General features: G+C 52.6%; 24 protein-coding genes and 7 tRNA genes. 28 read left to right on the forward strand and 3 right to left on the reverse strand.

Annotated features, from left to right (window positions below; genetic code table 11):
* Positions 1 to 20: 20 nt before the first annotated feature.
* The 11 genes from nagA to OGX83_RS10930 all read left to right on the forward strand — a co-directional run bounded on the left by nagA (position 21) and on the right by OGX83_RS10930 (position 6,148).
* The gene (gene nagA / locus OGX83_RS10880) at positions 21 to 1,169 is read left to right on the forward strand and encodes an N-acetylglucosamine-6-phosphate deacetylase (protein ID WP_003831339.1); all 1,149 of its coding nucleotides are present in this window, start codon (positions 21 to 23) and stop codon (positions 1,167 to 1,169) included.
* A gap of 8 nt (positions 1,170 to 1,177) precedes the next feature.
* Entirely contained in the window at positions 1,178 to 2,398 is a 1,221-nt protein-coding gene (nagC, locus tag OGX83_RS10885) for a DNA-binding transcriptional regulator NagC (protein WP_048235883.1), read from the forward strand.
* A 151-nt stretch (positions 2,399 to 2,549) separates the two neighbouring features.
* A complete protein-coding gene (gene nagD, locus OGX83_RS10890; protein ID WP_003022792.1) occupies positions 2,550 to 3,302 on the forward strand; it encodes a ribonucleotide monophosphatase NagD in 753 nt (250 codons plus the stop codon).
* Positions 3,303 to 3,553: 251 nt separating this feature from the next.
* Positions 3,554 to 5,218: an asparagine synthase B gene (gene asnB / locus OGX83_RS10895; RefSeq protein ID WP_003831332.1), complete on the forward strand. Its 1,665-nt coding sequence runs from the start codon at positions 3,554 to 3,556 to the stop codon at positions 5,216 to 5,218.
* 223 nt (positions 5,219 to 5,441) lie between these two features.
* Positions 5,442 to 5,518, forward strand: a tRNA-Met gene (locus OGX83_RS10900).
* Positions 5,519 to 5,526: 8 nt separating this feature from the next.
* Positions 5,527 to 5,611, forward strand: a tRNA-Leu gene (locus OGX83_RS10905).
* Between the two features lie 23 nt (positions 5,612 to 5,634).
* A tRNA-Gln gene (locus OGX83_RS10910) sits at positions 5,635 to 5,709 on the forward strand.
* 38 nt (positions 5,710 to 5,747) lie between these two features.
* A tRNA-Gln gene (locus OGX83_RS10915) sits at positions 5,748 to 5,822 on the forward strand.
* 21 nt (positions 5,823 to 5,843) lie between these two features.
* A tRNA-Met gene (locus tag OGX83_RS10920) sits at positions 5,844 to 5,920 on the forward strand.
* A 43-nt stretch (positions 5,921 to 5,963) separates the two neighbouring features.
* Positions 5,964 to 6,038: transfer RNA gene (locus tag OGX83_RS10925), tRNA-Gln, on the forward strand.
* 35 nt (positions 6,039 to 6,073) lie between these two features.
* Positions 6,074 to 6,148, forward strand: a tRNA-Gln gene (locus OGX83_RS10930).
* A gap of 104 nt (positions 6,149 to 6,252) precedes the next feature.
* Here OGX83_RS10930 and ubiF read toward each other — a convergent pair.
* Positions 6,253 to 7,428, reverse strand: coding sequence for a 3-demethoxyubiquinol 3-hydroxylase (gene ubiF, locus OGX83_RS10935; protein WP_250671181.1), 1,176 nt, complete (start codon positions 7,426 to 7,428; stop codon positions 6,253 to 6,255).
* Positions 7,429 to 7,573: 145 nt separating this feature from the next.
* On the opposite strand from ubiF, the gene miaB reads away from it, so the two are divergent.
* The 10 genes from miaB (at position 7,574) to rihA (ending at position 17,999) form a co-directional block, all read left to right on the forward strand.
* On the forward strand, positions 7,574 to 9,004 hold the full coding sequence (miaB, locus tag OGX83_RS10940) for a tRNA (N6-isopentenyl adenosine(37)-C2)-methylthiotransferase MiaB (protein WP_003022779.1): 1,431 nt from the start codon (positions 7,574 to 7,576) through the stop codon (positions 9,002 to 9,004).
* A 206-nt stretch (positions 9,005 to 9,210) separates the two neighbouring features.
* Positions 9,211 to 10,257, forward strand: a complete 1,047-nt coding sequence (locus OGX83_RS10945) for a PhoH family protein (protein ID WP_003022776.1) — start codon at positions 9,211 to 9,213, stop codon at positions 10,255 to 10,257.
* Positions 10,254 to 10,727 carry an rRNA maturation RNase YbeY gene (ybeY, locus tag OGX83_RS10950; protein WP_048214688.1) on the forward strand — a complete coding sequence of 158 codons (474 nt, stop codon included), beginning with the start codon at positions 10,254 to 10,256 and terminating at the stop codon, positions 10,725 to 10,727. The genes OGX83_RS10945 and ybeY overlap by 4 nt, the downstream gene beginning before the upstream one ends.
* Positions 10,728 to 10,885: 158 nt before the next feature.
* Entirely contained in the window at positions 10,886 to 11,764 is an 879-nt protein-coding gene (corC, locus tag OGX83_RS10955; RefSeq protein ID WP_003022770.1) for a CNNM family magnesium/cobalt transport protein CorC, read from the forward strand.
* Between the two features lie 24 nt (positions 11,765 to 11,788).
* Positions 11,789 to 13,327, forward strand: a complete 1,539-nt coding sequence (gene lnt, locus OGX83_RS10960; RefSeq protein WP_071445754.1) for an apolipoprotein N-acyltransferase — start codon at positions 11,789 to 11,791, stop codon at positions 13,325 to 13,327.
* Between the two features lie 412 nt (positions 13,328 to 13,739).
* Positions 13,740 to 14,648, forward strand: coding sequence for a glutamate/aspartate ABC transporter substrate-binding protein GltI (gene gltI / locus OGX83_RS10965; protein WP_003022762.1), 909 nt, complete (start codon positions 13,740 to 13,742; stop codon positions 14,646 to 14,648).
* A 159-nt stretch (positions 14,649 to 14,807) separates the two neighbouring features.
* Positions 14,808 to 15,548, forward strand: coding sequence for a glutamate/aspartate ABC transporter permease GltJ (gltJ, locus tag OGX83_RS10970; protein ID WP_003831316.1), 741 nt, complete (start codon positions 14,808 to 14,810; stop codon positions 15,546 to 15,548).
* Positions 15,548 to 16,222 carry a glutamate/aspartate ABC transporter permease GltK gene (gene gltK / locus OGX83_RS10975; RefSeq protein ID WP_038638772.1) on the forward strand — a complete coding sequence of 225 codons (675 nt, stop codon included), beginning with the start codon at positions 15,548 to 15,550 and terminating at the stop codon, positions 16,220 to 16,222. The genes gltJ and gltK overlap by 1 nt, the downstream gene beginning before the upstream one ends.
* Positions 16,222 to 16,947, forward strand: a complete 726-nt coding sequence (gene gltL, locus OGX83_RS10980) for a glutamate/aspartate ABC transporter ATP-binding protein GltL (protein WP_003022754.1) — start codon at positions 16,222 to 16,224, stop codon at positions 16,945 to 16,947. Before gltK ends, gltL begins: the two co-directional genes overlap by 1 nt.
* A 116-nt stretch (positions 16,948 to 17,063) precedes the next feature.
* A complete protein-coding gene (gene rihA, locus OGX83_RS10985) occupies positions 17,064 to 17,999 on the forward strand; it encodes a pyrimidine-specific ribonucleoside hydrolase RihA (RefSeq protein WP_128611436.1) in 936 nt (311 codons plus the stop codon).
* A gap of 96 nt (positions 18,000 to 18,095) precedes the next feature.
* Here rihA and OGX83_RS10990 read toward each other — a convergent pair whose 3' ends face one another.
* Positions 18,096 to 18,578 carry a zinc ribbon-containing protein gene (locus tag OGX83_RS10990; RefSeq protein WP_003022748.1) on the reverse strand — a complete coding sequence of 161 codons (483 nt, stop codon included), beginning with the start codon at positions 18,576 to 18,578 and terminating at the stop codon, positions 18,096 to 18,098.
* Between the two features lie 235 nt (positions 18,579 to 18,813).
* On the opposite strand from OGX83_RS10990, the gene leuS reads away from it, so the two are divergent.
* Genes leuS through nadD form a run of 4 tightly spaced genes read left to right on the forward strand, consistent with a single transcriptional unit; the run spans position 18,814 to position 23,684 of the window.
* Positions 18,814 to 21,396, forward strand: a complete 2,583-nt coding sequence (leuS, locus tag OGX83_RS10995; protein WP_125362501.1) for a leucine--tRNA ligase — start codon at positions 18,814 to 18,816, stop codon at positions 21,394 to 21,396.
* 14 nt (positions 21,397 to 21,410) lie between these two features.
* Positions 21,411 to 22,010 carry an LPS assembly lipoprotein LptE gene (gene lptE, locus OGX83_RS11000; protein ID WP_286588020.1) on the forward strand — a complete coding sequence of 200 codons (600 nt, stop codon included), beginning with the start codon at positions 21,411 to 21,413 and terminating at the stop codon, positions 22,008 to 22,010.
* Positions 22,010 to 23,041, forward strand: coding sequence for a DNA polymerase III subunit delta (gene holA / locus OGX83_RS11005; protein ID WP_286588021.1), 1,032 nt, complete (start codon positions 22,010 to 22,012; stop codon positions 23,039 to 23,041). Before lptE ends, holA begins: the two co-directional genes overlap by 1 nt.
* 1 nt (position 23,042) lies before the next feature.
* On the forward strand, positions 23,043 to 23,684 hold the full coding sequence (gene nadD / locus OGX83_RS11010) for a nicotinate-nucleotide adenylyltransferase (RefSeq protein ID WP_100247219.1): 642 nt from the start codon (positions 23,043 to 23,045) through the stop codon (positions 23,682 to 23,684).
* On the opposite strand, the gene cobD is transcribed toward nadD, so the two are convergent.
* Positions 23,659 to 24,753: a threonine-phosphate decarboxylase CobD gene (cobD, locus tag OGX83_RS11015; protein WP_008784087.1), complete on the reverse strand. Its 1,095-nt coding sequence runs from the start codon at positions 24,751 to 24,753 to the stop codon at positions 23,659 to 23,661. The genes nadD and cobD overlap by 26 nt on opposite strands.
* Positions 24,754 to 24,849: 96 nt before the next feature.
* Between cobD and OGX83_RS11020 the strand changes: the two genes are divergently transcribed.
* The 3 genes from OGX83_RS11020 to rlmH all read left to right on the forward strand — a co-directional run bounded on the left by OGX83_RS11020 (position 24,850) and on the right by rlmH (position 26,504).
* Positions 24,850 to 25,461: an adenosylcobalamin/alpha-ribazole phosphatase gene (locus OGX83_RS11020; protein ID WP_286588022.1), complete on the forward strand. Its 612-nt coding sequence runs from the start codon at positions 24,850 to 24,852 to the stop codon at positions 25,459 to 25,461.
* Positions 25,462 to 25,715: 254 nt separating this feature from the next.
* Positions 25,716 to 26,033 (forward strand): ribosome silencing factor, encoded by a 318-nt coding sequence (gene rsfS / locus OGX83_RS11025; protein ID WP_003022728.1) that lies wholly within the window; start codon positions 25,716 to 25,718, stop codon positions 26,031 to 26,033.
* A gap of 3 nt (positions 26,034 to 26,036) precedes the next feature.
* Complete coding sequence (rlmH, locus tag OGX83_RS11030; RefSeq protein ID WP_003022725.1) at positions 26,037 to 26,504, forward strand: 23S rRNA (pseudouridine(1915)-N(3))-methyltransferase RlmH; 468 nt, start codon at positions 26,037 to 26,039, stop codon at positions 26,502 to 26,504.
* The last annotated feature ends 22 nt before the right edge of the window (positions 26,505 to 26,526 follow it).

The raw sequence follows: 26,526 nt of genomic DNA on the forward strand, positions 1-26,526 counted from the left end.
TTTTGAAATCGGGGGTCGGAATGTATGCTTTAACCCAGGGCCGGATCTTTACCGGTCACGAAATTCTTGATGACCATGCGATTGTTGTCGCCAATGGCCTGATCGACAGCGTTTGCCCACTGGCTGAATTACCGTCAGGGATTGAACAGCGCTCACTGAATGGGGCCATTGTTTCCCCCGGTTTTATTGATGTACAGCTGAACGGCTGCGGTGGCGTGCAGTTTAACGATACGGCAGAAGCCGTAACCGTTGAAACGCTGGAAATCATGCAAAAAGCCAATGAAAAATCTGGCTGCACCAACTATTTGCCAACGCTTATCACCACCAGCGATGACCTGATGAAACAAGGTGTTCGCGTGATGCGTGAATACCTGGCGAAACACCCGAATCAGGCATTAGGACTTCATCTTGAAGGCCCGTGGCTGAATCTTGTTAAAAAAGGCACCCATAATCCGGGATTTGTCCGTCAGCCGGACGCTGCACTGGTTGATTTCCTGTGCGATAATGCGGATGTGATCACCAAAGTCACACTGGCACCAGAAATGGTCCCGGTAGAGGTCATCACCAAACTGGTGAATGCGGGTATCGTGGTTTCTGCGGGTCATTCCAATGCAACGGTAAAAGAAGCAAAAATCGGATTCCGTGCAGGTATTACCTTTGCAACGCACCTGTTCAACGCGATGCCGTACATTACCGGCCGCGAACCCGGTCTGGCGGGCGCTATTTTGGATGAAGCCGATATCTACTGCGGTATCATCGCCGATGGCCTGCACGTTGACTACGTTAACATTCGTAATGCTAAGCGCCTGAAAGGCGACAAGCTGTGCCTGGTTACTGACGCGACCGCGCCAGCAGGTGCAAACATTGAACAGTTCATTTTCGCTGGTAAAACAATATACTACCGCAATGGACTGTGTGTTGATGAGAACGGCACGTTGAGCGGTTCATCATTAACCATGATTGAAGGCGTACGCAATCTGGTCGAGCATGCAAATATCGCCCTCGACGAAGTCTTACGCATGGCAACGCTCTACCCTGCTCGCGCCATCGGCGTCGACAAACAACTCGGCAGCATCGCGCCAGGCAAAGTAGCCAACCTGACTGCGTTCACGCACGACTTTAAAATTATCAAGACCATCGTTAATGGCAACGAGGTCGTTACTGAGTAAGAGAAAGAATGACACCAGGCGGACAAGCTCAAATAGGTAATGTTGATCTCGTAAAACAGCTTAACAGCGCGGCGGTTTATCGCCTGATTGACCAGCATGGGCCAATCTCGCGAATTCAAATTGCCGAGCAAAGCCAGCTTGCCCCCGCCAGCGTAACCAAAATTACGCGTCAGTTGATCGAACGCGGGCTGATCAAAGAAGTCGATCAGCAGGCCTCCACCGGGGGCCGCCGCGCTATCTCTATCGTCACAGAAACCCGCAATTTCCATGCCATCGGCGTACGCCTGGGTCGCCATGATACGACGCTCACACTCTATGATATGAGCAGTAAAGTGGTTGCTGAAGAGCATTACCCCCTCCCGGAGCGCACCCAGGAAACGCTGGAATATGCGCTGCTCAACACCATTGCCATCTTTATTGAGAGCTGCCAGCGGAAAATCCGTGAGCTGATCGCAATTTCTGTCATCCTGCCAGGCCTTGTCGACCCTGAAAGCGGTGTCATCCGCTATATGCCACACATTCAGGTCGAAAACTGGGGACTGGTCGAAGCGCTCGAAAAACGCTTCAAAGTCACCTGCTTTGTTGGTCATGATATTCGCAGCCTGGCGCTGGCTGAGCACTATTTCGGGGCAAGCCAGGATTGCGAAGACTCCATTTTGGTGCGAGTGCACCGCGGAACCGGCGCGGGTATCATCTCCAATGGCCGAATTTTCATCGGTCGCAATGGCAACGTCGGCGAGATTGGTCATATTCAGGTAGAGCCGCTGGGTGAGCGCTGTCACTGCGGTAATTTCGGCTGCCTGGAAACCATTGCCGCCAATGCTTCTATTGAACATCGCGTGCAAAACTTACTGAAGCAGGGTTATCCAAGTCGACTCACGCTGGATGATTGCAGCATCAAAGCCATCTGTAAGGCAGCAAATAAAGGCGATAATCTGGCAGCAGAAGTTATTGAGCACGTTGGTCGCCACCTGGGTAAAACTATCGCCATTGCCATCAACCTGTTTAACCCGCAAAAAATCGTCATTGCGGGCGAAATTACCGAGGCGGATAAGGTGCTGCTGCCTGCAATAGAAAGCTGTATCAACACGCAGGCGTTAAAGGCGTTTCGCCATAATTTACCGGTGGTTCGGTCCACGCTGGATCACCGCTCCGCCATTGGCGCCTTTGCGCTGGTGAAGCGCGCAATGCTCAACGGTACACTGCTGCAACGTTTGCTGGAAAACTAATACACGTCATCCTTCGAGCTGCATCTGCTCACCCCGGTCACTTACTTCAGTAAGCTCCAGGGGTTCGCAGACTTGCCGCCTTGATGCAACTCGAATGATGTAGTGTATTTTGTGTATAGTAATGCCTTCTTTTTTTAATGTCGGATTGTCCATGGCCATTAAGAATGTAATTTGTGATATCGACGGCGTGCTGATGCACGACAATGTTGCTGTACCGGGTGCGGCAGAATTTCTGACTGGGATCCTGGAAAAAGGCCTGCCGTTAGTCCTGCTGACTAACTACCCTTCGCAGACCGGGCAAGATCTGGCAAACCGCTTCGCCACCGCGGGTGTGAATGTCCCTGATAGCGTCTTTTATACTTCCGCGATGGCTACCGCTGATTTTCTTCGTCGCCAGGAAGGAAAAAAGGCCTACGTGGTGGGTGAAGGCGCGTTAATACACGAACTGTATAAAGCTGGATTTACCATTACCGACGTGAACCCCGATTTTGTGATTGTTGGCGAGACACGTTCCTATAACTGGGACATGATGCATAAAGCGGCGTATTTTGTCGCCAACGGCGCTCGTTTTATCGCCACTAACCCGGATACCCACGGTCGCGGCTTTTATCCCGCCTGTGGAGCACTCTGTGCCGGTATTGAGAAGATCTCAGGCCGTAAACCGTTTTATGTCGGCAAACCCAGCCCGTGGATTATTCGCGCGGCGCTCAACAAAATGCAGGCACACTCGGAAGAAACCGTTATCGTTGGTGACAACCTGCGTACCGATATTCTGGCAGGTTTTCAGGCGGGTCTGGAAACTATCCTGGTACTGTCTGGCGTTTCCAAGCTTGATGATATTGACAACATGCCGTTCAGACCAAGCTGGATTTACCCGTCCGTTGCTGAAATAGACGTCATTTAATCTCTTTAGCCGGATAACAACATCTGCAAGTTATCCGGCCTGAAAAAGACATCCATTCAATAAAATCACCATTTCACTGCTGATTCATCAATAATAGCGCTCATTACATATTCTTTTTTCATCAATCCACAATGACCATTGCGTTTTTTATTTTCTGACCCGTAATTCGCTTGCGCCCTCTCCAGCTTTGCGGCATTTTCTTTATCAAGCAAACATAAAAAGCATCACGCAACAGGTTAACGGAGAAGGTTATGTGTTCTATTTTTGGCGTATTCGATATTAAAACTGACGCAGTTGAACTGCGTAAAAAAGCCCTGGAACTGTCTCGTCTGATGCGCCACCGCGGCCCGGACTGGTCAGGTATTTACGCCTGTGATAACGCCATTCTGGCGCACGAACGTCTGTCCATCGTCGACGTCAATGCCGGTGCTCAGCCGCTGTACAACATGAAGAAGACACATATCCTGGCGGTTAACGGTGAAATTTATAACCACCAGACACTGCGTGCTGAATACGGCGATCGCTACCAGTTCCAGACCGGTTCCGACTGCGAAGTTATCCTCGCGCTGTATCAGGAAAAAGGACCCGCGTTCCTCGATGACCTGCAAGGCATGTTTGCTTTTGCCCTGTACGACAGCGAGCAGGACGCCTACCTGATCGGTCGTGATCATATCGGGATCATCCCGCTGTATATGGGTTACGACGAGCACGGTAACTTCTACGTTGCGTCTGAAATGAAAGCGCTGGTTCCTGTCTGCCGCACAATCAAAGAATTCCCGGCCGGTAGCTATTTGTGGAGTAAAGACGGTGAAATTCGTCAGTACTACCAGCGCGACTGGTTTGAATACGATGCAGTCAAAGACAACGTTACCGATAAAAACGAGCTGCGCCAGGCGCTGGAAGATGCGGTGAAAAGCCACCTGATGTCAGATGTTCCTTATGGCGTACTGCTGTCCGGCGGTCTGGATTCATCCGTCATTTCCGCGATAACTAAAAAATACGCGGCACGCCGTGTTGAAGATCAGGAACGTAGCGAAGCCTGGTGGCCACAGCTGCACTCCTTCGCCGTCGGCCTGGAAGGCGCTCCGGATCTGAAAGCTGCGCAAGAGGTGGCGAACCATCTGGGGACCGTGCACCATGAGATCCACTTCACCGTGCAGGAAGGTCTGGATGCGATCCGCGACGTGATTTACCACATCGAAACTTACGATGTCACGACGATTCGCGCCTCGACGCCAATGTACTTAATGTCGCGTAAAATTAAAGCGATGGGCATTAAAATGGTGTTGTCGGGTGAAGGTTCGGACGAAGTGTTTGGCGGCTATCTCTATTTCCACAAAGCGCCAGATGCAAAAGAACTGCACGAAGAAACCGTGCGCAAGCTGCAAGCGCTGCATATGTTCGACTGCGCCCGTGCCAACAAAGCCATGTCGGCCTGGGGTGTAGAAGCTCGCGTGCCCTTCCTGGATAAGAAATTCCTTGATGTGGCGATGCGCATCAACCCGCAGGACAAAATGTGCGGCAACGGCAAAATGGAAAAACACGTTCTGCGCGAATGTTTTGAGTCCTACCTGCCGGCAAGCGTCGCATGGCGTCAGAAAGAGCAGTTCTCTGACGGTGTCGGTTACAGCTGGATTGACACGCTGAAAGAGGTGGCTGCAGAACAAGTTTCAGACCAACAACTGGAAACCGCCAGCTTCCGTTTCCCGTACAACACGCCATCGTCAAAAGAAGCGTATTTGTACCGTGAGATTTTCGAAGAGTTGTTCCCGGTAGCAAGCGCTGCCGAATGCGTGCCTGGCGGGCCGTCGGTTGCCTGTTCTTCTGCCAAGGCGATCGAATGGGATGAGGCGTTTAAAACCATGAACGATCCATCTGGCCGTGCCGTTGGCGTACACCAGTCCGCTTATAAATAAGTTAATCCTTAGATAAGAGCCCTGCGGGGCTCTTTTTTTATGTTTGTTTTCTGTGCAAAAAAACAATTAATAACTAATAATTGCCGAATATTGCGTCATGCTGTTCGCAACCTAACCAAACAGTCACATTCCAGCTATTTTCAATGAAAAAGGGGTTGACGCTTCAAGGCTCAATACGCATAATGCGCCCCGCAACGCCGATAAGGTTACGCGAAAAAAAGATGGCTACGTAGCTCAGCTGGTTAGAGCACATCACTCATAATGATGGGGTCACAGGTTCGAATCCCGTCGTAGCCACCATCTTTTTTGCGGGAGTGGCGAAATTGGTAGACGCACCAGATTTAGGTTCTGGCGCCGCAAGGTGTGCGAGTTCAAGTCTCGCCTCCCGCACCATTCACCCGTAAGCGTTGCACGGATGGGGTATCGCCAAGCGGTAAGGCACCGGTTTTTGATACCGGCATTCCCTGGTTCGAATCCAGGTACCCCAGCCATTTTTTTCTTCGATATAGCGGTTCACCGCAACGGTCATTGGGGTATCGCCAAGCGGTAAGGCACCGGTTTTTGATACCGGCATTCCCTGGTTCGAATCCAGGTACCCCAGCCATCGAAGAAAATGTTAGTATTTGGCTACGTAGCTCAGCTGGTTAGAGCACATCACTCATAATGATGGGGTCACAGGTTCGAATCCCGTCGTAGCCACCATATTAAGGACGTATCGACTCGTTCGGTAAATCCAAAAAATTGTTGGGGTATCGCCAAGCGGTAAGGCTCTGGTTTCTGATACCAGCATTCCGAGGTTCGAATCCTCGTACCCCAGCCATATTAAAAAGTCGTCCACTCTGTGGGTGCACCCGTTGGGGTATCGCCAAGCGGTAAGGCTCTGGTTTCTGATACCAGCATTCCGAGGTTCGAATCCTCGTACCCCAGCCATATTAAAAAAGCTCGCTTCGGCGAGCTTTTTGCTTTTCTGCATTTATCGCCTGATGGCGCTCCGCTTATCAGGCCTACGTATTTTCCCCGTAGGCCTGCCTGAATTACAACCCTAACGCATACTTCAGTGCCTGACGTTTCAGTACGCCAGCGCGCTCTGCGGCCATGAGCCCGAGATTACGCATGATGCGCAGCGGCTGCAGGTTATTGCTGAATCCGGCATAGAACAGATCCATACCGCTTTGCATGATGAAATTGTCAGTCATACGGCGATTCTGATAGCGCTTGAGCACCGGCTGACTGGCCCAGGATTCACCGTAGCTGCGCGCGTTCACCAGCACATCAATCAACGCATCGACATCACGAAAGCCCAGATTAACGCCCTGCCCCGCCAGCGGATGAATGGTATGCGCGGCATCACCTACCAGCGCCAGCCCCGGTTGCACATATTGCAGCGCATGACGACGCGTAAGCGGGAACGCCCCCGCAGCCACTGGCATCACCTTACCGAGTCGCGATGGAAAATGTTTAGCAATCTCCGACTGCAATTGCGGCATATTCAGCGCTTGCAATTGGCGGATGCGAGCCGGTGAGTCGTACCACACCAACGAGGCCCAGTTATCAAACAGCGGTAAAAACGCGCGCGGGCCGTCAGGCGTAAATTGCTGCCAGGTGCTGTCTCCCGGTGAATTTTCGCATTGCACGGTTATCAACATACAGGACTGCGCGTACTGCCAGGCATGGATACCAATCCCGGCCATTTTTCGCACCTGAGAGTTGGCACCATCGGCGCCGATGACCAGCTTCGCGCTGATGGTTTCGCCACCTGCCAGCTCAAGCTCATGTCGATCGTTATGTTGATGCAAAGAAATCAGGGACGTCGGTACGCGCAGCGTGACTTTGGGGTGAGCTTCCAGCGCCTGCCAGAGCGCCTGTTGCAGGACCGTGTTTTCCACCATATAGCCCAACAGAGGCAGCTTAAGCTCGGCGGCATCAAACATCACATGGGCATTTTCCCACTCCCACGTTTCCAGTCGACGATAAGGATGGCTGCGCATCCCCTGCACCGTATCCCAGACGCCCAGCCCTTTTAGCAACGACACCGACGCGGAACTAATGGCAGAAATTCTGACATCAGGCTGTCCGTCAGCCACAAACGGCGCGGGAACGGCATGCTCAATGACCGTTACCGTAAATCCATGCTGCGCCAGTCCAAGCGCCAGCGCGCCGCCGACCATCCCCCCGCCGACAATGGCAATTTCCGTTGGTTGATTTGTCATGGTCAATTATCCAGTTACATGTATTGTGTAAGTTTACAGGATTTTTTACCCCTTGAGGCTGACATCCGTCATACTGGTCACAACCGCGCCAAAGCAGTACACTATGCGCCCTGCATTTCAGCCACAATTTCGCAAGAGCAAGTCGATGACCAAAAAACTCCATATTAAAACCTGGGGCTGTCAGATGAACGAATACGATTCATCGAAGATGGCCGATCTGCTGGATGCCACTCATGGGTATCAACTGACTGACGTGGCGGAAGAAGCGGATGTGCTGCTGCTGAATACCTGCTCAATCCGTGAGAAGGCTCAGGAAAAAGTGTTCCATCAACTGGGCCGCTGGAAACTGTTAAAAGAGAAAAACCCCAAGCTCATCATTGGGGTCGGTGGCTGTGTTGCGTCTCAGGAAGGCGATCATATTCGCCAGCGCGCGCATTACGTCGATATTATTTTTGGGCCGCAAACGCTGCACCGCCTGCCGGAAATGATCAACAAAGTGCGTGGAAGCACGACCCGTAGCCCGGTGGTTGATATCAGTTTCCCGGAGATCGAAAAGTTCGACCGCCTGCCAGAACCGCGTGCTGAAGGTCCAAGCGCGTTTGTGTCCATCATGGAAGGTTGTAATAAATATTGTACTTACTGCGTGGTGCCCTACACCCGCGGTGAGGAAGTCAGCCGTCCGGCGGATGATATTCTGTTTGAAATCGCCCAGCTTGCAGCCCAAGGCGTGCGTGAAGTGAACCTGCTGGGGCAAAACGTGAACGCCTGGCGTGGTGAGAACTACGACGGCACGATCGGATCTTTTGCCGATCTGTTACGTCTGGTCGCAGCGATCGACGGTATTGATCGTATCCGCTTCACCACCAGCCATCCGATCGAATTCACCGATGATATCGTTGAAGTTTATCGCGATACGCCAGAGTTGGTGAGCTTCCTGCATCTGCCGGTACAGAGCGGTTCAGACCGCGTACTGAACCTGATGGGGCGTACCCATACCGCGCTGGAATACAAAGCGATCATCCGCAAACTGCGCGCTGCGCGTCCGGATATCCAGATTAGCTCCGACTTCATCGTTGGCTTCCCGGGTGAGACCACGCAGGATTTCGAGCAGACCATGAAGCTGATTGCTGACGTCAATTTTGACATGAGCTACAGCTTTATTTTCTCTGCGCGTCCTGGCACCCCTGCCGCCGATATGGTTGACGACGTACCGGAAGAAGAGAAGAAACAGCGTCTGTACATTCTACAGGAGCGTATCAACCAGCAAGCTATGGCCTGGAGCCGCCGTATGGTCGGCACGACCCAGCGCATTCTGGTTGAAGGCACATCGCGTAAGAGCATCATGGAACTGTCAGGCCGTACCGAAAATAACCGTGTGGTGAACTTTGAAGGCACCCCGGATATGGTCGGTAAGTTCGTAGACGTAGAAATTACCGATGTCTGGACTAACTCCCTGCGCGGTAAAGTGGTGCGTACCGAGGACGAAATGGGTCTGCGTATCGCAGAATCCCCTGAATCGGTCATTGCGCGTACCCGCAAAGAAAACGATCTGGGCGTCGGTATTTATCAGCCTTAATCCTGCTGAAAAACGTAAAAAAGGCCCGATACTGCTACACTTATCGGGCCTACAATCCTGGGCTCGCTGTCCCGGCGGGTCTTGTAATCTGCCCTATCATCCCCATATTTGCTGCAATGCTTGCGCCTTTCCCCCATGGCGTGAATAATTTCCTTAGATGCCGGTAAATGTTCAGCGTCCGGCGAGACATGCATAAGAGGAACAGTTTGAACATAGACACTCGCGAAATCACCCTTGAACCCGCAGACAACGCCCGCCTGTTGAGCCTTTGCGGCCCATTTGATGACAACATCAAACAGCTGGAACGTCGCCTCGGCATCGAAATTAACCGCCGTGATAACCACTTTAAACTGACCGGTCGTCCAATTTGCGTCACCGCTGCGGCAGATATTTTACGTAGCCTGTACGTCGATACCGCCCCAATGCGCGGTCAGACGCAGGACATCGAGCCTGAACAAATTCATCTGGCGATCAAAGAAGCGCGTGTGCTTGAGCAAAGCGCAGACAGCGTGCCTGAATTTGGCAAAGCGGTGAACATCAAAACCAAGCGTGGAGTAATTAAGCCGCGCACGCCGAACCAGGCACAGTACATTGCGAATATCCTCGACCACGACATTACATTTGGCGTTGGCCCTGCGGGTACGGGTAAAACGTATCTCGCGGTTGCCGCTGCGGTTGATGCGCTTGAGCGTCAGGAGATCCGTCGCATTCTGCTGACCCGTCCGGCAGTGGAAGCGGGCGAAAAACTGGGATTCCTGCCAGGAGATCTCAGCCAGAAAGTCGATCCGTATTTACGACCGCTGTATGACGCGCTTTTCGAAATGCTCGGCTTTGAAAAGGTTGAAAAGCTGATTGAGCGTAACGTCATTGAAGTTGCGCCCCTGGCCTACATGCGCGGTCGTACGTTGAACGATGCGTTCATCATTCTTGATGAAAGCCAGAACACCACCATCGAACAGATGAAAATGTTCCTGACCCGTATCGGCTTTAACTCCAAAGCGGTCATCACTGGCGATATCACCCAGATTGACCTGCCGCGTAGCACCAAATCCGGTCTGCGTCATGCCATTGAAGTGTTGGCTGAAGTCGACGAAATTAGTTTTAATTTCTTCCATAGCGAAGACGTGGTGCGCCACCCGGTGGTTGCCCGTATCGTCACGGCGTATGAAGCCTGGGAAGAAGCAGAACAGAAACGCAAAGCCGAGCAGGCTGCAGAACGCAAGCGCGAAGCTCAGGAGCAGGAACAAAAATGAGTCAGGTTATCCTCGATTTACAGCTGGCATGTGAAGACGAATCCGGTCTGCCAACAGAAAGTCAGTTTCAGGGCTGGCTGGATGCGGTGATCCCGCAGTTTCAGGAAGAGTCTGAAGTGACGATTCGTCTGGTCGATGACGCGGAAAGCCACGACCTGAACCTGACCTATCGCGGGAAAGATAAATCCACCAACGTGCTCTCTTTCCCGTTTGAGGCTCCGCCGGGCATTGAGATGCCGCTGCTGGGCGATTTGATCATCTGCCGTCAGGTGGTTGAGAAAGAAGCGCAGGAGCAAGGCAAACCGCTTGAGGCCCACTGGGCGCACATGGTGGTGCACGGTAGCCTGCATTTACTCGGCTACGACCATATTGAAGACGATGAAGCGGAAGAGATGGAATCCCTCGAAACAGAGATTATGCTTGCTCTGGGCTATGAGGATCCGTACATTGCCGAGAAGATTGCAGAATAGTAGCTTGCCGGATGGCGGCGCTTGCGCCTAATCCGGCCTACATTCATGCCTTTCGTAGGCCTGATTAGCGTAGCGCCATCAGGCAAAACATGCCGTCAACAGCTGAGTAAACGCATGACGCGCTTTGTATTAACTAACATGAGAACCCATACGACGCCATGAGCGACGACAATTCACACAGTAGTGACACCTTAAACAGCAAAAAGGGATTTTTTTCCCTGTTACTGAGCCAACTTTTCCACGGTGAACCAAAAAACCGCGACGAACTGTTGGAGCTGATCCGTGATTCCGGGCAAAACGACCTTATCGATGAAGATACGCGCGATATGCTCGAAGGGGTAATGGATATTGCGGACCAACGCGTTCGCGACATCATGATCCCTCGCTCCCAGATGATTACCCTGAAACGCAACCAAACTCTGGACGAATGCCTCGATGTCATTATCGAGTCTGCCCACTCGCGTTTCCCGGTAATTAGCGAAGACAAGGATCACATCGAAGGGATTCTGATGGCCAAAGATCTGCTGCCATTTATGCGTAGCGATGCCGAAGCCTTCAGCATGGAGAAAGTGTTACGCCAGGCGGTTGTCGTCCCTGAAAGCAAGCGGGTTGACCGCATGCTGAAAGAGTTCCGCTCCCAGCGTTATCATATGGCTATCGTCATCGACGAGTTTGGCGGTGTCTCAGGTCTGGTGACCATTGAGGACATCCTTGAACTGATTGTCGGTGAAATTGAAGATGAGTACGACGAAGAAGACGATATTGATTTCCGTCAGCTCAGTCGCCACACCTGGACTATTCGTGCGCTGGCGCCGATTGAAGACTTCAACGAAGCTTTCGGCACGCATTTCAGCGATGAAGAAGTGGATACCATTGGCGGGTTGGTCATGCAGGCCTTCGGTCATCTGCCCGCGCGCGGAGAGACCATCGACATTGATGGTTACCAGTTCAAAGTGGCAATGGCCGACAGCCGTCGTATTATTCAGGTTCATGTCAGAATTCCGGACGACTCACCCCAGCCCAAACTGGACGAATAAACCCGAAACTGGATCTAAGACTACATGGCATTTGCCCCTTTAATTGAACGCCAGCGCATTCGCCTGCTGCTGGCGTTATTATTCGGTGCCTGCGGGACACTGGCTTTCTCACCGTATGACATCTGGCCCGCTGCGATTGTTTCGCTGATGGGTCTGCAGGCTCTCACCTTCAACCGCCGTCCGCTCCAGTCTGCCGCTATCGGCTACTTCTGGGGACTGGGACTGTTTGGCTCAGGCATCAACTGGGTTTACGTCAGTATCGCGCAGTTTGGCGGTATGCCGGGCCCCGTTAACGTCTTCCTCGTGGTTCTGCTTGCTGCTTACCTTTCCCTCTACACTGGCCTGTTTGCCGGCGTTTTGGCGCGTCTGTGGCCGAAAACTACCTGGATACGTGTAGCGATTGCCGCGCCGGTAGTCTGGCAAATCACTGAATTTCTACGCGGCTGGGTACTGACCGGTTTTCCGTGGTTGCAATTCGGCTACAGCCAGATCGACGGTCCGTTAAAAGGGCTGGCGCCGGTAATGGGCGTTGAGGCGATAAACTTCCTGCTGATGATGGTTAGCGGCCTGCTGGCACTTGCACTGGTAACGCGTAACTGGAAGCCGCTGGCTGCCGCCGTGGTGCTTTTCGCTCTGCCCTTCCCGCTACGTTATATCCAGTGGTACACGCTGGAGCCGGAAAAAACCACCCAGGTCTCGATGGTGCAGGGTGACATCCCGCAGTCGCTCAAATGGGATGAAGGCCAGTTACTCAACACCCTGAAGATTTATCTCGACGCCACCCAGCCTGAGATGGGCAAATCACAGCTCATCATCTGGCCAGAATCCGCTATTCCGGACCTGGAAATTAACCAGCAGCGTTTTCTGAGCATGATGGATGACCTGCTGAAATCGAAAAACAGCACGCTGATTACCGGTATTGTAGACGCGCGTCTGAACAAGCAGAATCGTTACGACACCTACAACACCATCATCACACTGGGTAAAGACAGCCCATACAGCTACGACTCCAGCAACCGCTACAACAAAAACCATCTGGTACCGTTTGGCGAATTTGTCCCGCTGGAATCTATCCTGCGCCCGCTAGCGCCATTCTTTGATCTGCCAATGTCTTCGTTCAGCCGCGGTCCTTATGTACAGCCACAGTTGCATGCACACGGCTTTAAGCTGACCGCTGCCATCTGCTACGAAATCATTCTTGGCGAACAGGTACGGGATAACTTCCGCCCGGATACGGACTACCTGCTGACTATCTCTAACGATGCATGGTTTGGTAAATCTATTGGCCCGTGGCAGCACTTCCAGATGGCGCGTATGCGTTCCCTGGAGCTGGCGCGACCTCTGCTGCGTAGCACCAACAACGGTATTACGGCGGTGATTGGTCCACAGGGCGAAGTTCAGGCGATGATCCCGCAGTTTACCCGTCAGGTGCTGACCACCAGCGTGACGCCAACGACGGGCTTAACCCCTTATGCCCGTACCGGAAACTGGCCGCTCTGGCTGCTAACCGCGCTGTTTGGCTTTGGCGCAGTGGTAATGAGTCTGCGCCAACGTCGTAAGTAAAACAGCGCCCCATCAAATGCAGGCCGGATAAGGCGGTACGCCGCCATCCGGCAGTTGTGCAGCATCGTGCCTGATGGCGCTACGCTTATCAGGCCTACTTCCCCCCTCCAAAAGACCATTCTGGCACGTCTATTGCTTTGTTCTACAAGGCAAACGCTGTTTTGGCTGAATGTGCAACCTGGTCGCACCAAAGTTGAGCGCCGGTAGCACCTGAAAAGTGCAACAAGATATTTTTGCCCCCAAATGGTGCGGCGCACTTCGCAAAAATAAACAATAACACAGCAAATTCTTTACATTCATCCAAACTAAATGTTAACAAACACATACAAGACTGCACGTTTTAGTAGCAAACAATAACAACATCACAATGGGTATCAATGCGTCCCTGGCGCAGACGATAAAGGAGTTGGATATGCAATTACGTAAGCTCGCCACTGCCATGCTGGTCATGGGAATGTCCGCCGGTCTGGCGCACGCAGAAGACGCAGCACCAGCGGCAGGCAGCACGCTGGATAAGATCGCCAAAAATGGCGTGATCGTTGTCGGCCACCGTGAATCATCAGTACCGTTTTCTTACTACGATAATCAGCAAAAAGTGGTCGGTTATTCACAGGATTACTCCAACGCGATCGTTGAAGCCGTGAAGAAAAAGCTGAACAAGCCTGATCTGCAGGTAAAACTGATCCCGATTACTTCACAAAACCGTATCCCGCTGCTGCAAAACGGCACCTTCGATTTTGAATGTGGATCCACCACCAACAACGTCGAGCGCCAAAAACAAGCGGCTTTCTCTGACACCATTTTCGTTGTCGGCACCCGTCTGCTGGCGAAAAAAGGCGGCGACGTTAAAGATTTCGCCGATCTGAAAGGTAAAGCCGTAGTCGTGACTTCAGGTACCACCTCCGAAGTTCTGCTGCACAAGCTGAATGAAGAACAAAAAATGGATATGCGCATCATCAGCGCGAAAGACCACGGTGACTCTTTCCGTACTCTGGAAAGCGGTCGCGCCGTTGCCTTTATGATGGATGACGCCCTGCTGGCTGGCGAGCGCGCGAAAGCGAAGAAACCAGACAACTGGGAGATCGTCGGCAAGCCACAGTCTCAGGAAGCCTACGGCTGTATGTTGCGCAAAGATGATCCTGAGTTCAAAAAGCTGATGGACGACACTATCGCCAAGGCGCAAACCTCAGGCGAAGCTGAGAAATGGTTTGATAAGTGGTTTAAAAATCCAATTCCGCCGAAGAACCTGAACATGAATTTCGAACTGTCAGACGAGATGAAAGCCCTGTTCAAAGAACCGAATGATAAAGCGCTTAACTAACTAAAATAAATGGGAGGCTTCCCCTCCCTCTCGATTGTTACTCGGCACGGACAGACTATAAGCCTGATGGTCGTTCCCCATCAGGCCTGAAAACCGCAAAACGCCGAATAACAATCTTCGAGGGTAGCGCTGCTACCCTTTTTTTTCTGGAGTAGATTTATGTCTATAGACTGGAACTGGGGTATTTTTTTACAACAAGCCCCGTTCGGCAACACCACCTATCTCGGCTGGCTCTGGAGTGGTTTCCAGGTCACTGTCGCGTTATCCATCACCGCATGGATTATCGCTTTCCTCATAGGCTCTTTATTCGGCATCTTACGTACCGTTCCAAATCGTTTCCTTTCTGGGATCGGCACGCTGTACGTTGAGCTGTTTCGTAACGTTCCGCTCATCGTCCAGTTTTTTACCTGGTATCTGGTTATTCCTGAACTGCTGCCGGAAAACATTGGGATGTGGTTCAAGGCTGAGTTGGATCCCAACATCCAGTTCTTCCTTTCATCGATGCTTTGTCTAGGGCTGTTTACCGCCGCGCGCGTCTGCGAACAGGTTCGCGCCGCTATTCAGTCTCTGCCTCGTGGGCAGAAAAACGCCGCACTGGCGATGGGGCTGACGTTGCCTCAGGCTTATCGTTATGTTCTGCTGCCAAACGCATACCGCGTGATTGTTCCGCCAATGACCTCAGAGATGATGAACCTGGTGAAGAACTCCGCGATCGCCTCCACCATCGGCCTGGTCGATATGGCGGCACAGGCGGGCAAACTGCTGGATTACTCCGCCCACGCATGGGAATCGTTTACCGCTATCACTCTGGCTTACGTCCTGATTAACGCCGTCATCATGCTGGTGATGAATCTCGTTGAACGTAAAATCCGCCTGCCTGGCAATTTGGGAGGCAAATAATGTACGAATTTGACTGGAGTTCTATTGTCCCTTCCCTGCCGTATCTGCTGGATGGGCTGATGATCACGCTGAAAATTACCGTCACGGCGGTCGTCATTGGTATCGTATGGGGAACTATCCTGGCCGTCATGCGTCTGTCCAGCTTCGCGCCGATAGCCTGGTTTGCGAAAGGCTACGTCAACGTATTTCGTTCTATTCCGCTGGTCATGGTGCTGCTGTGGTTCTACCTGATTGTGCCCGGCTTCCTGCAAAACGTACTGGGTCTGTCGCCAAAAACCGATATTCGCCTGATCTCAGCAATGGTCGCGTTTTCGATGTTTGAAGCCGCGTACTATTCCGAGATTATCCGTGCCGGTATCCAGAGTATTTCTCGTGGGCAATCCAGCGCCGCGTTGGCGCTAGGGATGACCCACTGGCAGTCGATGAAGCTCATTATTCTGCCGCAGGCATTCCGCGCGATGGTACCGCTGCTGCTAACCCAGGGCATCGTACTCTTCCAGGATACCTCGCTGGTCTACGTATTAAGTCTGGCAGACTTCTTCCGTACCGCCTCCACCATTGGCGAGCGTGACGGCACGCAGGTTGAAATGATCCTGTTTGCTGGCGCCGTTTATTTTGTATTCAGTCTGAGCGCATCGTTGTTGGTCAGCTATTTGAAGAAAAGGACAGTTTAATGATTACCCTGAAAAATGTTTCTAAATGGTATGGTCACTTTCAGGTGCTGACCGACTGCTCCACGGAAGTGAAAAAAGGGGAAGTGGTTGTGGTCTGCGGCCCGTCAGGTTCAGGTAAATCAACGCTTATCAAAACGGTGAACGGGCTGGAGCCGGTACAACAAGGCGTCATCACCGTTGATGGTACCGTGGTGAATGATAAAAAAACCGATCTGGCCAAACTGCGCTCTCGCGTTGGTATGGTGTTCCAGCACTTTGAACTGTTCCCTCACCTGTCGATCATTGAGAACCTGACTCTGGCGCAGGTAAAAGTGCTCAAGCGCGATAAAAAGCCGGCCCGCGACAAAGCGCAAAAGTTACTGGAACGCGTTGGTCTGTCAGCACATGCGGAAAAGTTTCCAGCTCAGCTCTCAGGGGGCCAGCAACAGCGTGTCGCTATCGCCCGGGCGCTGTGCATGGATCCTATCGCCATGCTGTTTGACGAACCAACGTCGGCGCTTGATCCTGAAATGATCAACGAAGTACTGGACGTTATGGTTGAACTGGCCAATGAAGGGATGACCATGATGGTGGTAACCCACGAAATGGGCTTTGCGCGTAAAGTGGCGAACCGGGTGATCTTCATGGATGAAGGGAAAATTGTTGAAGACTCACCGAAAGAAGAGTTCTTCGCTAATCCGAAATCGGACCGCGCCAAAGACTTCCTCGCGAAAATACTGCACTAATCTTGCTGGCGCGCACCTCCATGTGCGCGCCACCTCACGCTTTATCCCTTCGCCTCTCGAAACACATACAGCCCAGCGTTAACCTTGTCACAAAGTCCCACTTACAAGGAGCAACAATGGCACTTCCTATCCTGTTTGATTGCGATCCGGGTCATGACGACGCTATCGCAATTGTGCTCGCCCTCGCCTCACCAGAACTGGATGTGAAAGCGATAACCTCATCAGCCGGTAACCAGACACCAGACAAAACACTGCGTAACGTGTTGCGCATGTTAACGTTGCTCAACCGTACGGATATACCAGTAGCTGGTGGCGCAGTGAAGCCACTGATGCGCGATCTGATTATCGCCGATAACGTTCACGGCGAGAGTGGGCTGGATGGCCCGGCGCTGCCGGAACCCGCTTTTGCGCCACAAGACTGTACCGCCGTGGAACTGATGGCGAAAACCCTGCGTGAAAGCCCGGAACCGATGACGATTGTCTCCACCGGGCCGCAAACTAACGTCGCATTGCTCCTGAATAGCCATCCTGAGCTGCACGCCAAAATCGCCCGTATCGTAATTATGGGTGGTGCGATGGGCCTCGGAAACTGGACGCCCGCCGCCGAGTTCAATATTTTCGTGGATCCTGAAGCCGCGGAGATCGTATTCCAGTCTGGCATTCCAGTGGTGATGGCTGGTCTGGACGTCACGCATAAAGCGCAAATACATCGCGAAGATACCGAGCGGTTCCGCGCTATCGGCAACCCTGTTTCGACGATCGTTGCTGAACTACTCGACTTCTTCTTTGAGTATCATAAAGATGAAAAATGGGGATTCATCGGCGCGCCACTGCATGATCCATGCACCATTGCCTGGCTGCTGAAACCTGAACTGTTTACCACCGTTGAACGCTGGGTCGGCGTGGAAACTCAGGGTAAATATACCCAGGGAATGACCGTGGTGGATTACTACTTCCTGAGCGGCAATAAGCCAAACGCCACCGTAATGGTAGACGTGGATCGTCAAGGGTTTGTCGATTTGCTGGCAGAACGGCTGAAGTTTTACGCCTAATACACGCCGGATGGCGCTAACGCTTATCCGGCCTACAAAATCGTGCAATTTGTAGGCCGGATAAGACGCTTTGCGTCGCCATCCGGCAATAAGCGATCACGGCTCAAACGGTCGGCGCTGAAACTGATCGTGCCCGCATTTCGGACACAGCGGCAGCACATCCGGGGTGTAAACCGCTAAATGGAAGTGGCACTTCTCACAGACCAGATTACCTAATCCGACCACCTCACCGCTGTGATAAACCCCGTGATGACTGAGGTCCTGGAACACCTCGCGCCATTCGAGCTGCGTTTTATCGGTAATATCGGCCAGTTCCTGCCAGATACTCTCCTTGATAACCCGCATAAAGACGCTGTCTGTCTCCTCATCGAGACTTTCTTCATAGCTCAGAGCAAACTCTTCCAGGTCACGTCTGACGGCCCGGGTGAGCTCTTCCACCTCGGTTCGCGTTAACTCCCCGGTCTGCATAACTCGTTGACGCGCTTGCTCCACCAACGCATCAATATCGCGTTCGCCATTACGCAGACGTTCGCTCAGTGAAGCCACCAGTTCACGGTAATATTGAGCAACCTTGTTCATCACTTCGCCTCCTGGGTCGTTAACTGTCTATAATAATAGACGTTATTTACGCTACGCTTTGCAAGACTGTCCACAGAGTGTGTAAATTCGTGCAAGAATTATCCTTGCGGGAATTCAACGCTGAATGCGCGAAAGGCTGTTTTGGCGCGGGCGTTTGGGCTATGCTATGCGGATCTGAAACACCACATCTAGAGCTACGTTTGTAGCTGTATTGAAAACAGGACCACTGGCTGCCATGCAAGAGCAATACCGCCCGGAAGAGATAGAATCCAAAGTACAGCTTCACTGGGATGAGAAGCGCACATTTGAAGTTACCGAAGACGAGAGCAAAGAGAAGTATTACTGCCTGTCTATGCTTCCCTATCCTTCTGGTCGACTACACATGGGCCACGTACGTAACTACACCATCGGTGACGTGATCGCCCGCTACCAGCGCATGCTGGGCAAAAACGTACTGCAGCCAATTGGCTGGGATGCGTTCGGTCTGCCTGCAGAAGGCGCTGCGGTTAAAAACAATACCGCGCCAGCACCGTGGACGTACGACAACATCGCATACATGAAAAACCAGCTCAAAATGCTGGGTTTCGGTTACGACTGGAGCCGTGAGCTGGCGACCTGCACCCCGGAATACTACCGTTGGGAACAGAAATTCTTCACCGAGCTGTACAAAAAAGGCCTGGTGTACAAGAAAACGTCTGCGGTCAACTGGTGCCCGAACGACCAGACCGTACTGGCGAACGAACAGGTTATCGACGGCTGCTGCTGGCGTTGCGATACCAAAGTCGAGCGTAAAGAGATCCCACAGTGGTTCATCAAAATTACCGCTTACGCTGACGAACTGCTGCGTGACCTGGATAACCTGGATCACTGGCCTGACACCGTGAAAACGATGCAGCGCAACTGGATTGGCCGTTCTGAAGGCGTGGAAATCACCTTCGATGTGAACGGTTACGACAACACGCTGACCGTTTACACCACCCGCCCGGACACCTTTATGGGTGCGACCTATCTGGCCGTTGCCGCAGGTCACCCGCTGGCGCAGAAAGCTGCTGCAAATAACCCAGAACTGGCCGCCTTCATTGACGAATGCCGCAACACCAAGGTTGCTGAAGCCGAAATGGCAACCATGGAGAAGAGAGGCGTCGACACGGGCTTTAAAGCTGTTCACCCGCTGACTGGCGAAGAAATCCCCGTTTGGGCAGCAAACTTCGTCCTGATGGAATACGGTACGGGCGCAGTCATGGCCGTTCCGGGCCACGATCAGCGCGATTACGAGTTTGCGACAAAATATGGCCTGACCATCAAGCCAGTAATTCTGACCGCTGAAGGCGCAGAGCCGGATCTGTCCGAACAAGCTCTGACCGAAAAAGGCGTGCTGTTTAACTCCGGCGAGTTTGACGGCCTCGACTTCGAAGCTGCCTTCAACGCCATTGCTGACAAGCTGGTAGCGAAAGGCGTGGGTGAGCGTAAAGTGAACTACCGTCTGCGTGACTGGGGTGTTTCCCGTCAGCGTTACTGGGGTGCGCCAATTCCGATGGTGACGTTGGAAGACGGTACCGTACTGCCGACGCCAGAAGATCAATTACCGGTTATTCTGCCGGAAGACGTGGTTATGGACGGCATCACCAGCCCAATCAAAGCCGATCCGGAGTGGGCAAAAACCACCGTTAACGGCATGCCTGCGCTGCGCGAAACCGACACCTTCGATACCTTTATGGAATCCTCCTGGTACTACGCGCGCTACACCTGCCCGCAGTACAACGAAGGGATGCTGGATCCAGAAGCTGCAAACTACTGGCTGCCAGTTGATATCTACATTGGTGGTATTGAACACGCCATCATGCACCTGCTCTACTTCCGCTTCTTCCACAAGCTGATGCGCGATGCGGGCATGGTCAACTCTGACGAACCGGCCAAACAGCTGCTGTGCCAGGGTATGGTGTTGGCTGATGCGTTCTATTACGTTGGTGCAAACGGCGAGCGTAACTGGGTTTCTCCGGTTGATGCCATCGTTGAGCGCGACGAAAAAGGTCGTATCGTCAAAGCTCAGGACGCAGAAGGCCATGAACTGGTCTATACCGGCATGAGCAAAATGTCCAAGTCGAAAAATAACGGTATCGACCCGCAGGTCATGGTTGAACGTTACGGCGCTGACACGGTACGTCTGTTCATGATGTTCGCTTCTCCGGCTGATATGACGCTGGAATGGCAGGAATCCGGCGTTGAAGGGGCGAACCGCTTCCTGAAACGTGTATGGAAGCTGGTTTACGAACATACTTCCAAAGGCGATGTTGCTGCCCTGAACGTTGATGCGTTGAGCGAAGACCAAAAAGCGCTGCGTCGCGACGTACATAAAACCATTGCTAAAGTTACCGATGATATCGGTCGTCGTCAGACCTTTAACACCGCAATTGCGGCGATTATGGAGCTGATGAACAAGCTGGCGAAAGCACCGCAGGAAGACGAACAAGACAGAGCCCTGATGCAGGAAGCGTTACTGGCCGTCGTTCGCATGCTGAACCCGTTCACCCCACACGTTTGCTTCACGATGTGGGAAGCACTGAAAGGCGAAGGCGATATCGACAACGCACCGTGGCCGGTGGCGGACGAAGCCGCAATGGTTGAAGACTCGACGCTGGTTGTTGTTCAGGTGAACGGTAAGGTCCGTGGCAAAATTACCGTTCCGGTAAATGCGACAGAAGAACAGGTTCGTGAACGTGCTGGCCAGGAGCACCTGGTGGCAAAATATCTTGATGGCGTTACCGTACGTAAAGTGATTTATGTACCAGGTAAACTCCTCAATCTGGTCGTTGGCTAAGCGCGGGAGGAAGCGTGCGACTTCTGACAACATTGTTGTTATCTCTGGCGGTGCTTGTCACCGCCGGGTGCGGTTGGCATCTGCGTAGTACTACGCAGGTTCCACCCTCAATGAAAACCATGATCCTGAACTCTGGTGATCCGAACGGCCCATTAAGCCGCGCGGTTCGTAATCAGCTGCGCCTGAATGGCGTTACGCTGCTTGAAGACGGCTCAATGCGTAAAGATGTGACGTCCTTACGTCTTGGCGCGGTCAGCATTTCGCAGGATACGGCGTCGGTATTCCAGAACGGTCAAACGGCTGAATACCAGATGGTGATGTCCGTGAGTGCATCCGTGCTGATCCCAGGTCATGATATTTATCCAATCAGCGCCAAAGTTTATCGTTCGTTCTTTGACAACCCACAGGCTGCACTGGCGAAGGATAACGAGCAAGAGATGATCGTTAAAGAGATGTATGACAAAGCGGCTGAACAGTTAATTCGTAAGCTGCCAAGCGTACATCTGGCCGATACTCTGTCATCCAATGCTGATGATGATGCTAAGCCAGCGGCGACAAAAGCCGCAGAGCCTGCATCATCTCCGGCGCGTGTTTCCACCACGCTGGGTAACTGATGCTCAAGTTGTACCCTGAACAACTCCGCGCACAGCTCAATGAAGGGCTGCGCGCGGCGTATTTGCTCTTAGGTAACGATCCTCTCTTATTGCAGGAAAGCCAGGACGCTATCCGTCAGGCAGCTGCAACGCAAGGATTCGAAGAACACCACGCTTTCACCCTGGACAATAGCACCGACTGGGGAGAGATTTTTTCACTCTGCCAGGCGATGAGCCTGTTTGCTAGCCGTCAAACCCTGCTCCTGCAGTTGCCAGAAAATGGCCCCAATGCCGCCATTAACGAACAGCTCGCTTCACTCGTCGCACTGCTACATGACGACCTGCTGCTGATTGTTCGCGGCAACAAACTGACTAAAGCGCAGGAAAACGCCGCATGGTATACCGGACTTGCCAATAATGCGGTGCAGGTAAGCTGCCAGACGCCGGAGCAAGCACAGCTTCCTCGTTGGGTCGCCGCCAGAGCGAAGCTTAACAATCTACAACTGGATGACGCAGCCAATCAGCTGTTGTGCTATTGCTATGAAGGTAATCTGTTAGCACTGGCGCAAGCGCTGGAACGGCTAGCATTGCTTTGGCCTGATGGCAAACTAACGCTGCCTCGCGTGGAGAAAGCCGTTAACGATGCCGCGCACTTTACCCCGTTCCATTGGGTGGATGCGCTGCTGATGGGCAAAAGCAAACGCGCGCTGCACATTCTGCAACAGTTACGCCTGGAAGGCAGTGAGCCGGTTATTTTGCTGCGCACGATACAGCGTGAATTACTGCTGTTGGTCAACTTAAAACGGCAGTCAGCCCATACGCCTTTGCGCACGTTGTTTGATAAACACCGGGTGTGGCAAAATCGCCGGGGTATGATGGGAGACGCGCTAAACCGGCTGAATCCTGCGCAGTTGCGTCAGGCTGTAACGCTGTTAACGCGTACTGAAATTACGCTTAAACAAGACTATGGTCAGTCAGTGTGGGCGGAACTTGAGGGGCTTTCCCTGTTGCTCTGCCATAAATCGCTGGCCGATGTTTTTATTGATGGTTGATATGAAATCATTGCAGGCTCTGTTCGGTGGCACCTTTGATCCGGTACATTATGGTCATCTTAAACCGGTTGAAATTCTGGCGAATCTGATTGGCCTTTCCCGGGTTATTATCATGCCCAATAATGTGCCGCCGCATCGTGCGCAACCCGAAGCGTCCGGCGAACAACGTCAACGCATGGTTGAACTGGCCATTGCCGATAAGCCGCTGTTCTCCCTTGATGAACGCGAACTGAAACGCGATACCGCCTCCTACACCGCGCAAACGCTCAAAGAGTGGCGCGAGGAGCAAGGACCGGACGTGCCATTAGCGTTTATTATTGGCCAGGACTCACTGCTTACCTTTCCGTCCTGGCATGACTACGACACGATTCTGGGTAACACCCACCTCATTGTCTGCCGACGTCCGGGCTATCCGCTCGAAATGGCGCAGGAAAAGCACCAGCAGTGGCTGGAGGATCATCTGACCCATTCGCCAGATGACCTGCACAACTTGCCTTGCGGGAAAATTTATCTGGCTGAAACGCCGTGGTTTAACATCTCCGCCACGCTCATCCGTGAGCGTCTGGAAAAAGGCGAGCCGTGCGACGACCTGATGCCAGCAGCAGTGCTTGACTATATCAATCAGCAGGGGTTGTACCGCTAAGCACCTTGCGTAGAGCCGCCAACAGGCGGTTATTCTCTTCCTGGCTGCGAACGGCTACCCGATAATAGCGCGCATCCAGCCCCGGATAATTAGCACAACTGCGAATCAAGACATGTTGTTCCAGCATTGCGCGTTGCAGATCAAAATCCGCCCGATCGCAGCGCAATAAGCGATAATTTGCCCTGCCAGGATACACCGTCAGGCCGGGCAGTTCTTTCAACTGCCGATCAAACCTCGCGCCCTCTTGCTCCAGCCACTTCCATGTTGCCTGCTGATATGCGCTGTCGTGTAAAATAATCTCGCCTGCCAGTGCAGCAAATGCGTTAATTGACCACGGCATTTGTCGACGGCGCATCTGTGCAACAGCCTGTTCATTACTGTTGACCAGATACCCTAACCGCAGCCCCGGTATCGCATAGAACTTGGTTAGCGAGCGCAGCACCCAAATATGCGGGTTATCCCGAAGCAGCGGAATAAACCCCTGCTCCCCGGCAATAAAATCGATAAACGCTTCATCAAGGATCAGATTGATCCCAAGCAACTCACAACGCGCGGCTATTTCGCGCAGCAGGCGGTTATCGGGCAGCAAGCCAGTGGGATTGTTGGGCGTACAGAGAAACAGGCAGTCCAGCTCTGAGGTTAACGTATCGAGGATTGCATCGGTAAGCTGCCAGCCATCGTCTTCGCGCAGCGCAAACTCATGGATCGTACAGTCTCCCCATTGCAGCGCCCGACGATATTCAGCAAACCCGGGCGTCACGATCATCGCATGACGTGGTTTAAGTCCTTGCACCAAAGTGAAAATCGACTCAGTCTCGCCGTTTCCGGCAAGTATCCATGAGGCAGGAATCTGATGATGCTCCGCCAGCGCCGCATGCAATTTAGCGTAATCAACATCCGGGTAACGCTCCGCGCAGTCCAGGTTGTCGACGATCGCGCGTTTTAAACTTGCCGGCATACCCAGCGGATTAATATTCGCGCTAAAATCCAACAATTGTTCAGGCGAGATGCCCAACAGTTCGGCGGCTTCTCGGGTATTGCCACCATGCGCGCTCTTCAATAAAGACATCGTGCCGCTCCACGCAAAAAAAGGTATTTTAGTGAAAAATCTCTGCGCAATCAGGGCAAACATCATGTTTTGTGCGAATAACCTCAAGAGGAAAAAATGAGACTCTGGTTAGTACGTCATGGAGAAACTGAAGCCAATGTCGCTGGTTTATACAGCGGCCACGCCCCCACACCGCTAACGGAACGGGGTATCGCTCAGGCGCAAACACTGGGTACGCTGTTACGCAATGTGCCTGTCGACAACGTTCTGTGCAGCGAGTTGGAACGTGCCCGCCATACAACGCAGTTGATCTTAGGCGATCGCGAGGTTCCTGTGCGCAACATGCCTGAGCTCAATGAGATGTTTTTTGGTGACTGGGAAATGCGCCATCATCGCGATCTGGCGCGAGAAGACGCCGAAAACTACGCCGTGTGGTGTAACGACTGGCAGAATGCGACGCCAACCAATGGTGAAGGTTTTCAGGCGTTTTCCCTGCGCGTGGAACGCTTTATTGCTCAGCTCGCTGATTACAAAACGTGCCAAAACCTACTGGTGGTGAGCCATCAGGGTGTTCTGAGCGTGTTGATCGCCCGTCTGCTGTCCATGCCGGCTGCAGCAATGTGGCATTTTCGCGTCGAACAAGGTTGCTGGAGCGCAATTGACTTTTGCGACGATTTTGCGGTTCTGAAAGTGCTCAACAGCCGGGCTGTATGGCACGACGGGGAGTGAAAGCCCTGTTTTTTCTGCCGAAGGGCTTCTCTCCCATTGACACCCCATGACAGGCTGTTATTCTCCGCAACCTGACTTTTCCCGCCCTTCAGAGCTTTGCAGAAATTGTTTTACAAAAATGGCGATGCATTCTGCGGCGTGGGGTGGGATGATAGCGCACTTCAAAAGCGCTTTCGGAGACATTTGTCCCGATATCGCCTCTGGTTCAGGTATACTAACAGACGTTTTTAACTCTTTTCACCCAGGGGGAACACTTGCAGGGTAAAGCACTTCAGGATTTTGTAATCGACAAAATTGATGACCTGAAAGGTCAAGACATCATCGCCTTAGACGTTCAGGGCAAATCCAGCATCACTGATTGCATGATTATCTGCACCGGCACGTCCAGCCGTCATGTAATGTCTATCGCAGACCACGTTGTTCAGGAGTCCCGCACAGCTGGCCTGCTGCCGCTCGGCGTAGAAGGCGAGAACGTTGCAGACTGGATCGTCGTTGACCTCGGTGATGTGATTGTCCACGTGATGCAGGAAGAAAGCCGTCGCCTGTATGAACTGGAAAAACTCTGGAGTTAATGCGTGAAGCTGCAACTTGTCGCTGTGGGTACGAAGATGCCTGACTGGGTGCAAACCGGGTTTACGGAGTATCTCCGTCGGTTTCCGAAAGATATGCCCTTTGAGCTGATCGAAATCCCGGCAGGGAAACGCGGCAAGAACGCGGATATTAAACGCATTCTCGACAAAGAGGGTGAGCAGATGCTGGCTGCCGCAGGCAAAAACCGCATCGTCACCCTTGATATCCCTGGTAAACCCTGGGACACGCCGCAGCTGGCGACTGAACTGGAACGCTGGAAACTGGACGGTCGTGACGTCAGTCTGTTGATTGGCGGGCCGGAAGGTCTCTCCCCTGCCTGTAAAGCGGCAGCGGAACAAAGCTGGTCACTCTCTGCGTTAACCCTTCCTCACCCTCTTGTTCGGGTTCTGGTCGCGGAGAGTCTGTACAGGGCGTGGAGCATCACCACCAACCATCCTTATCACCGTGAGTGATCATTGATTCTTGAGTAGATTA

This window comes from Citrobacter sp. Cpo074 (genome assembly GCF_030332745.1).
In the GTDB taxonomy this organism is placed as follows: Bacteria; Pseudomonadota; Gammaproteobacteria; order Enterobacterales; family Enterobacteriaceae; genus Citrobacter; species Citrobacter portucalensis.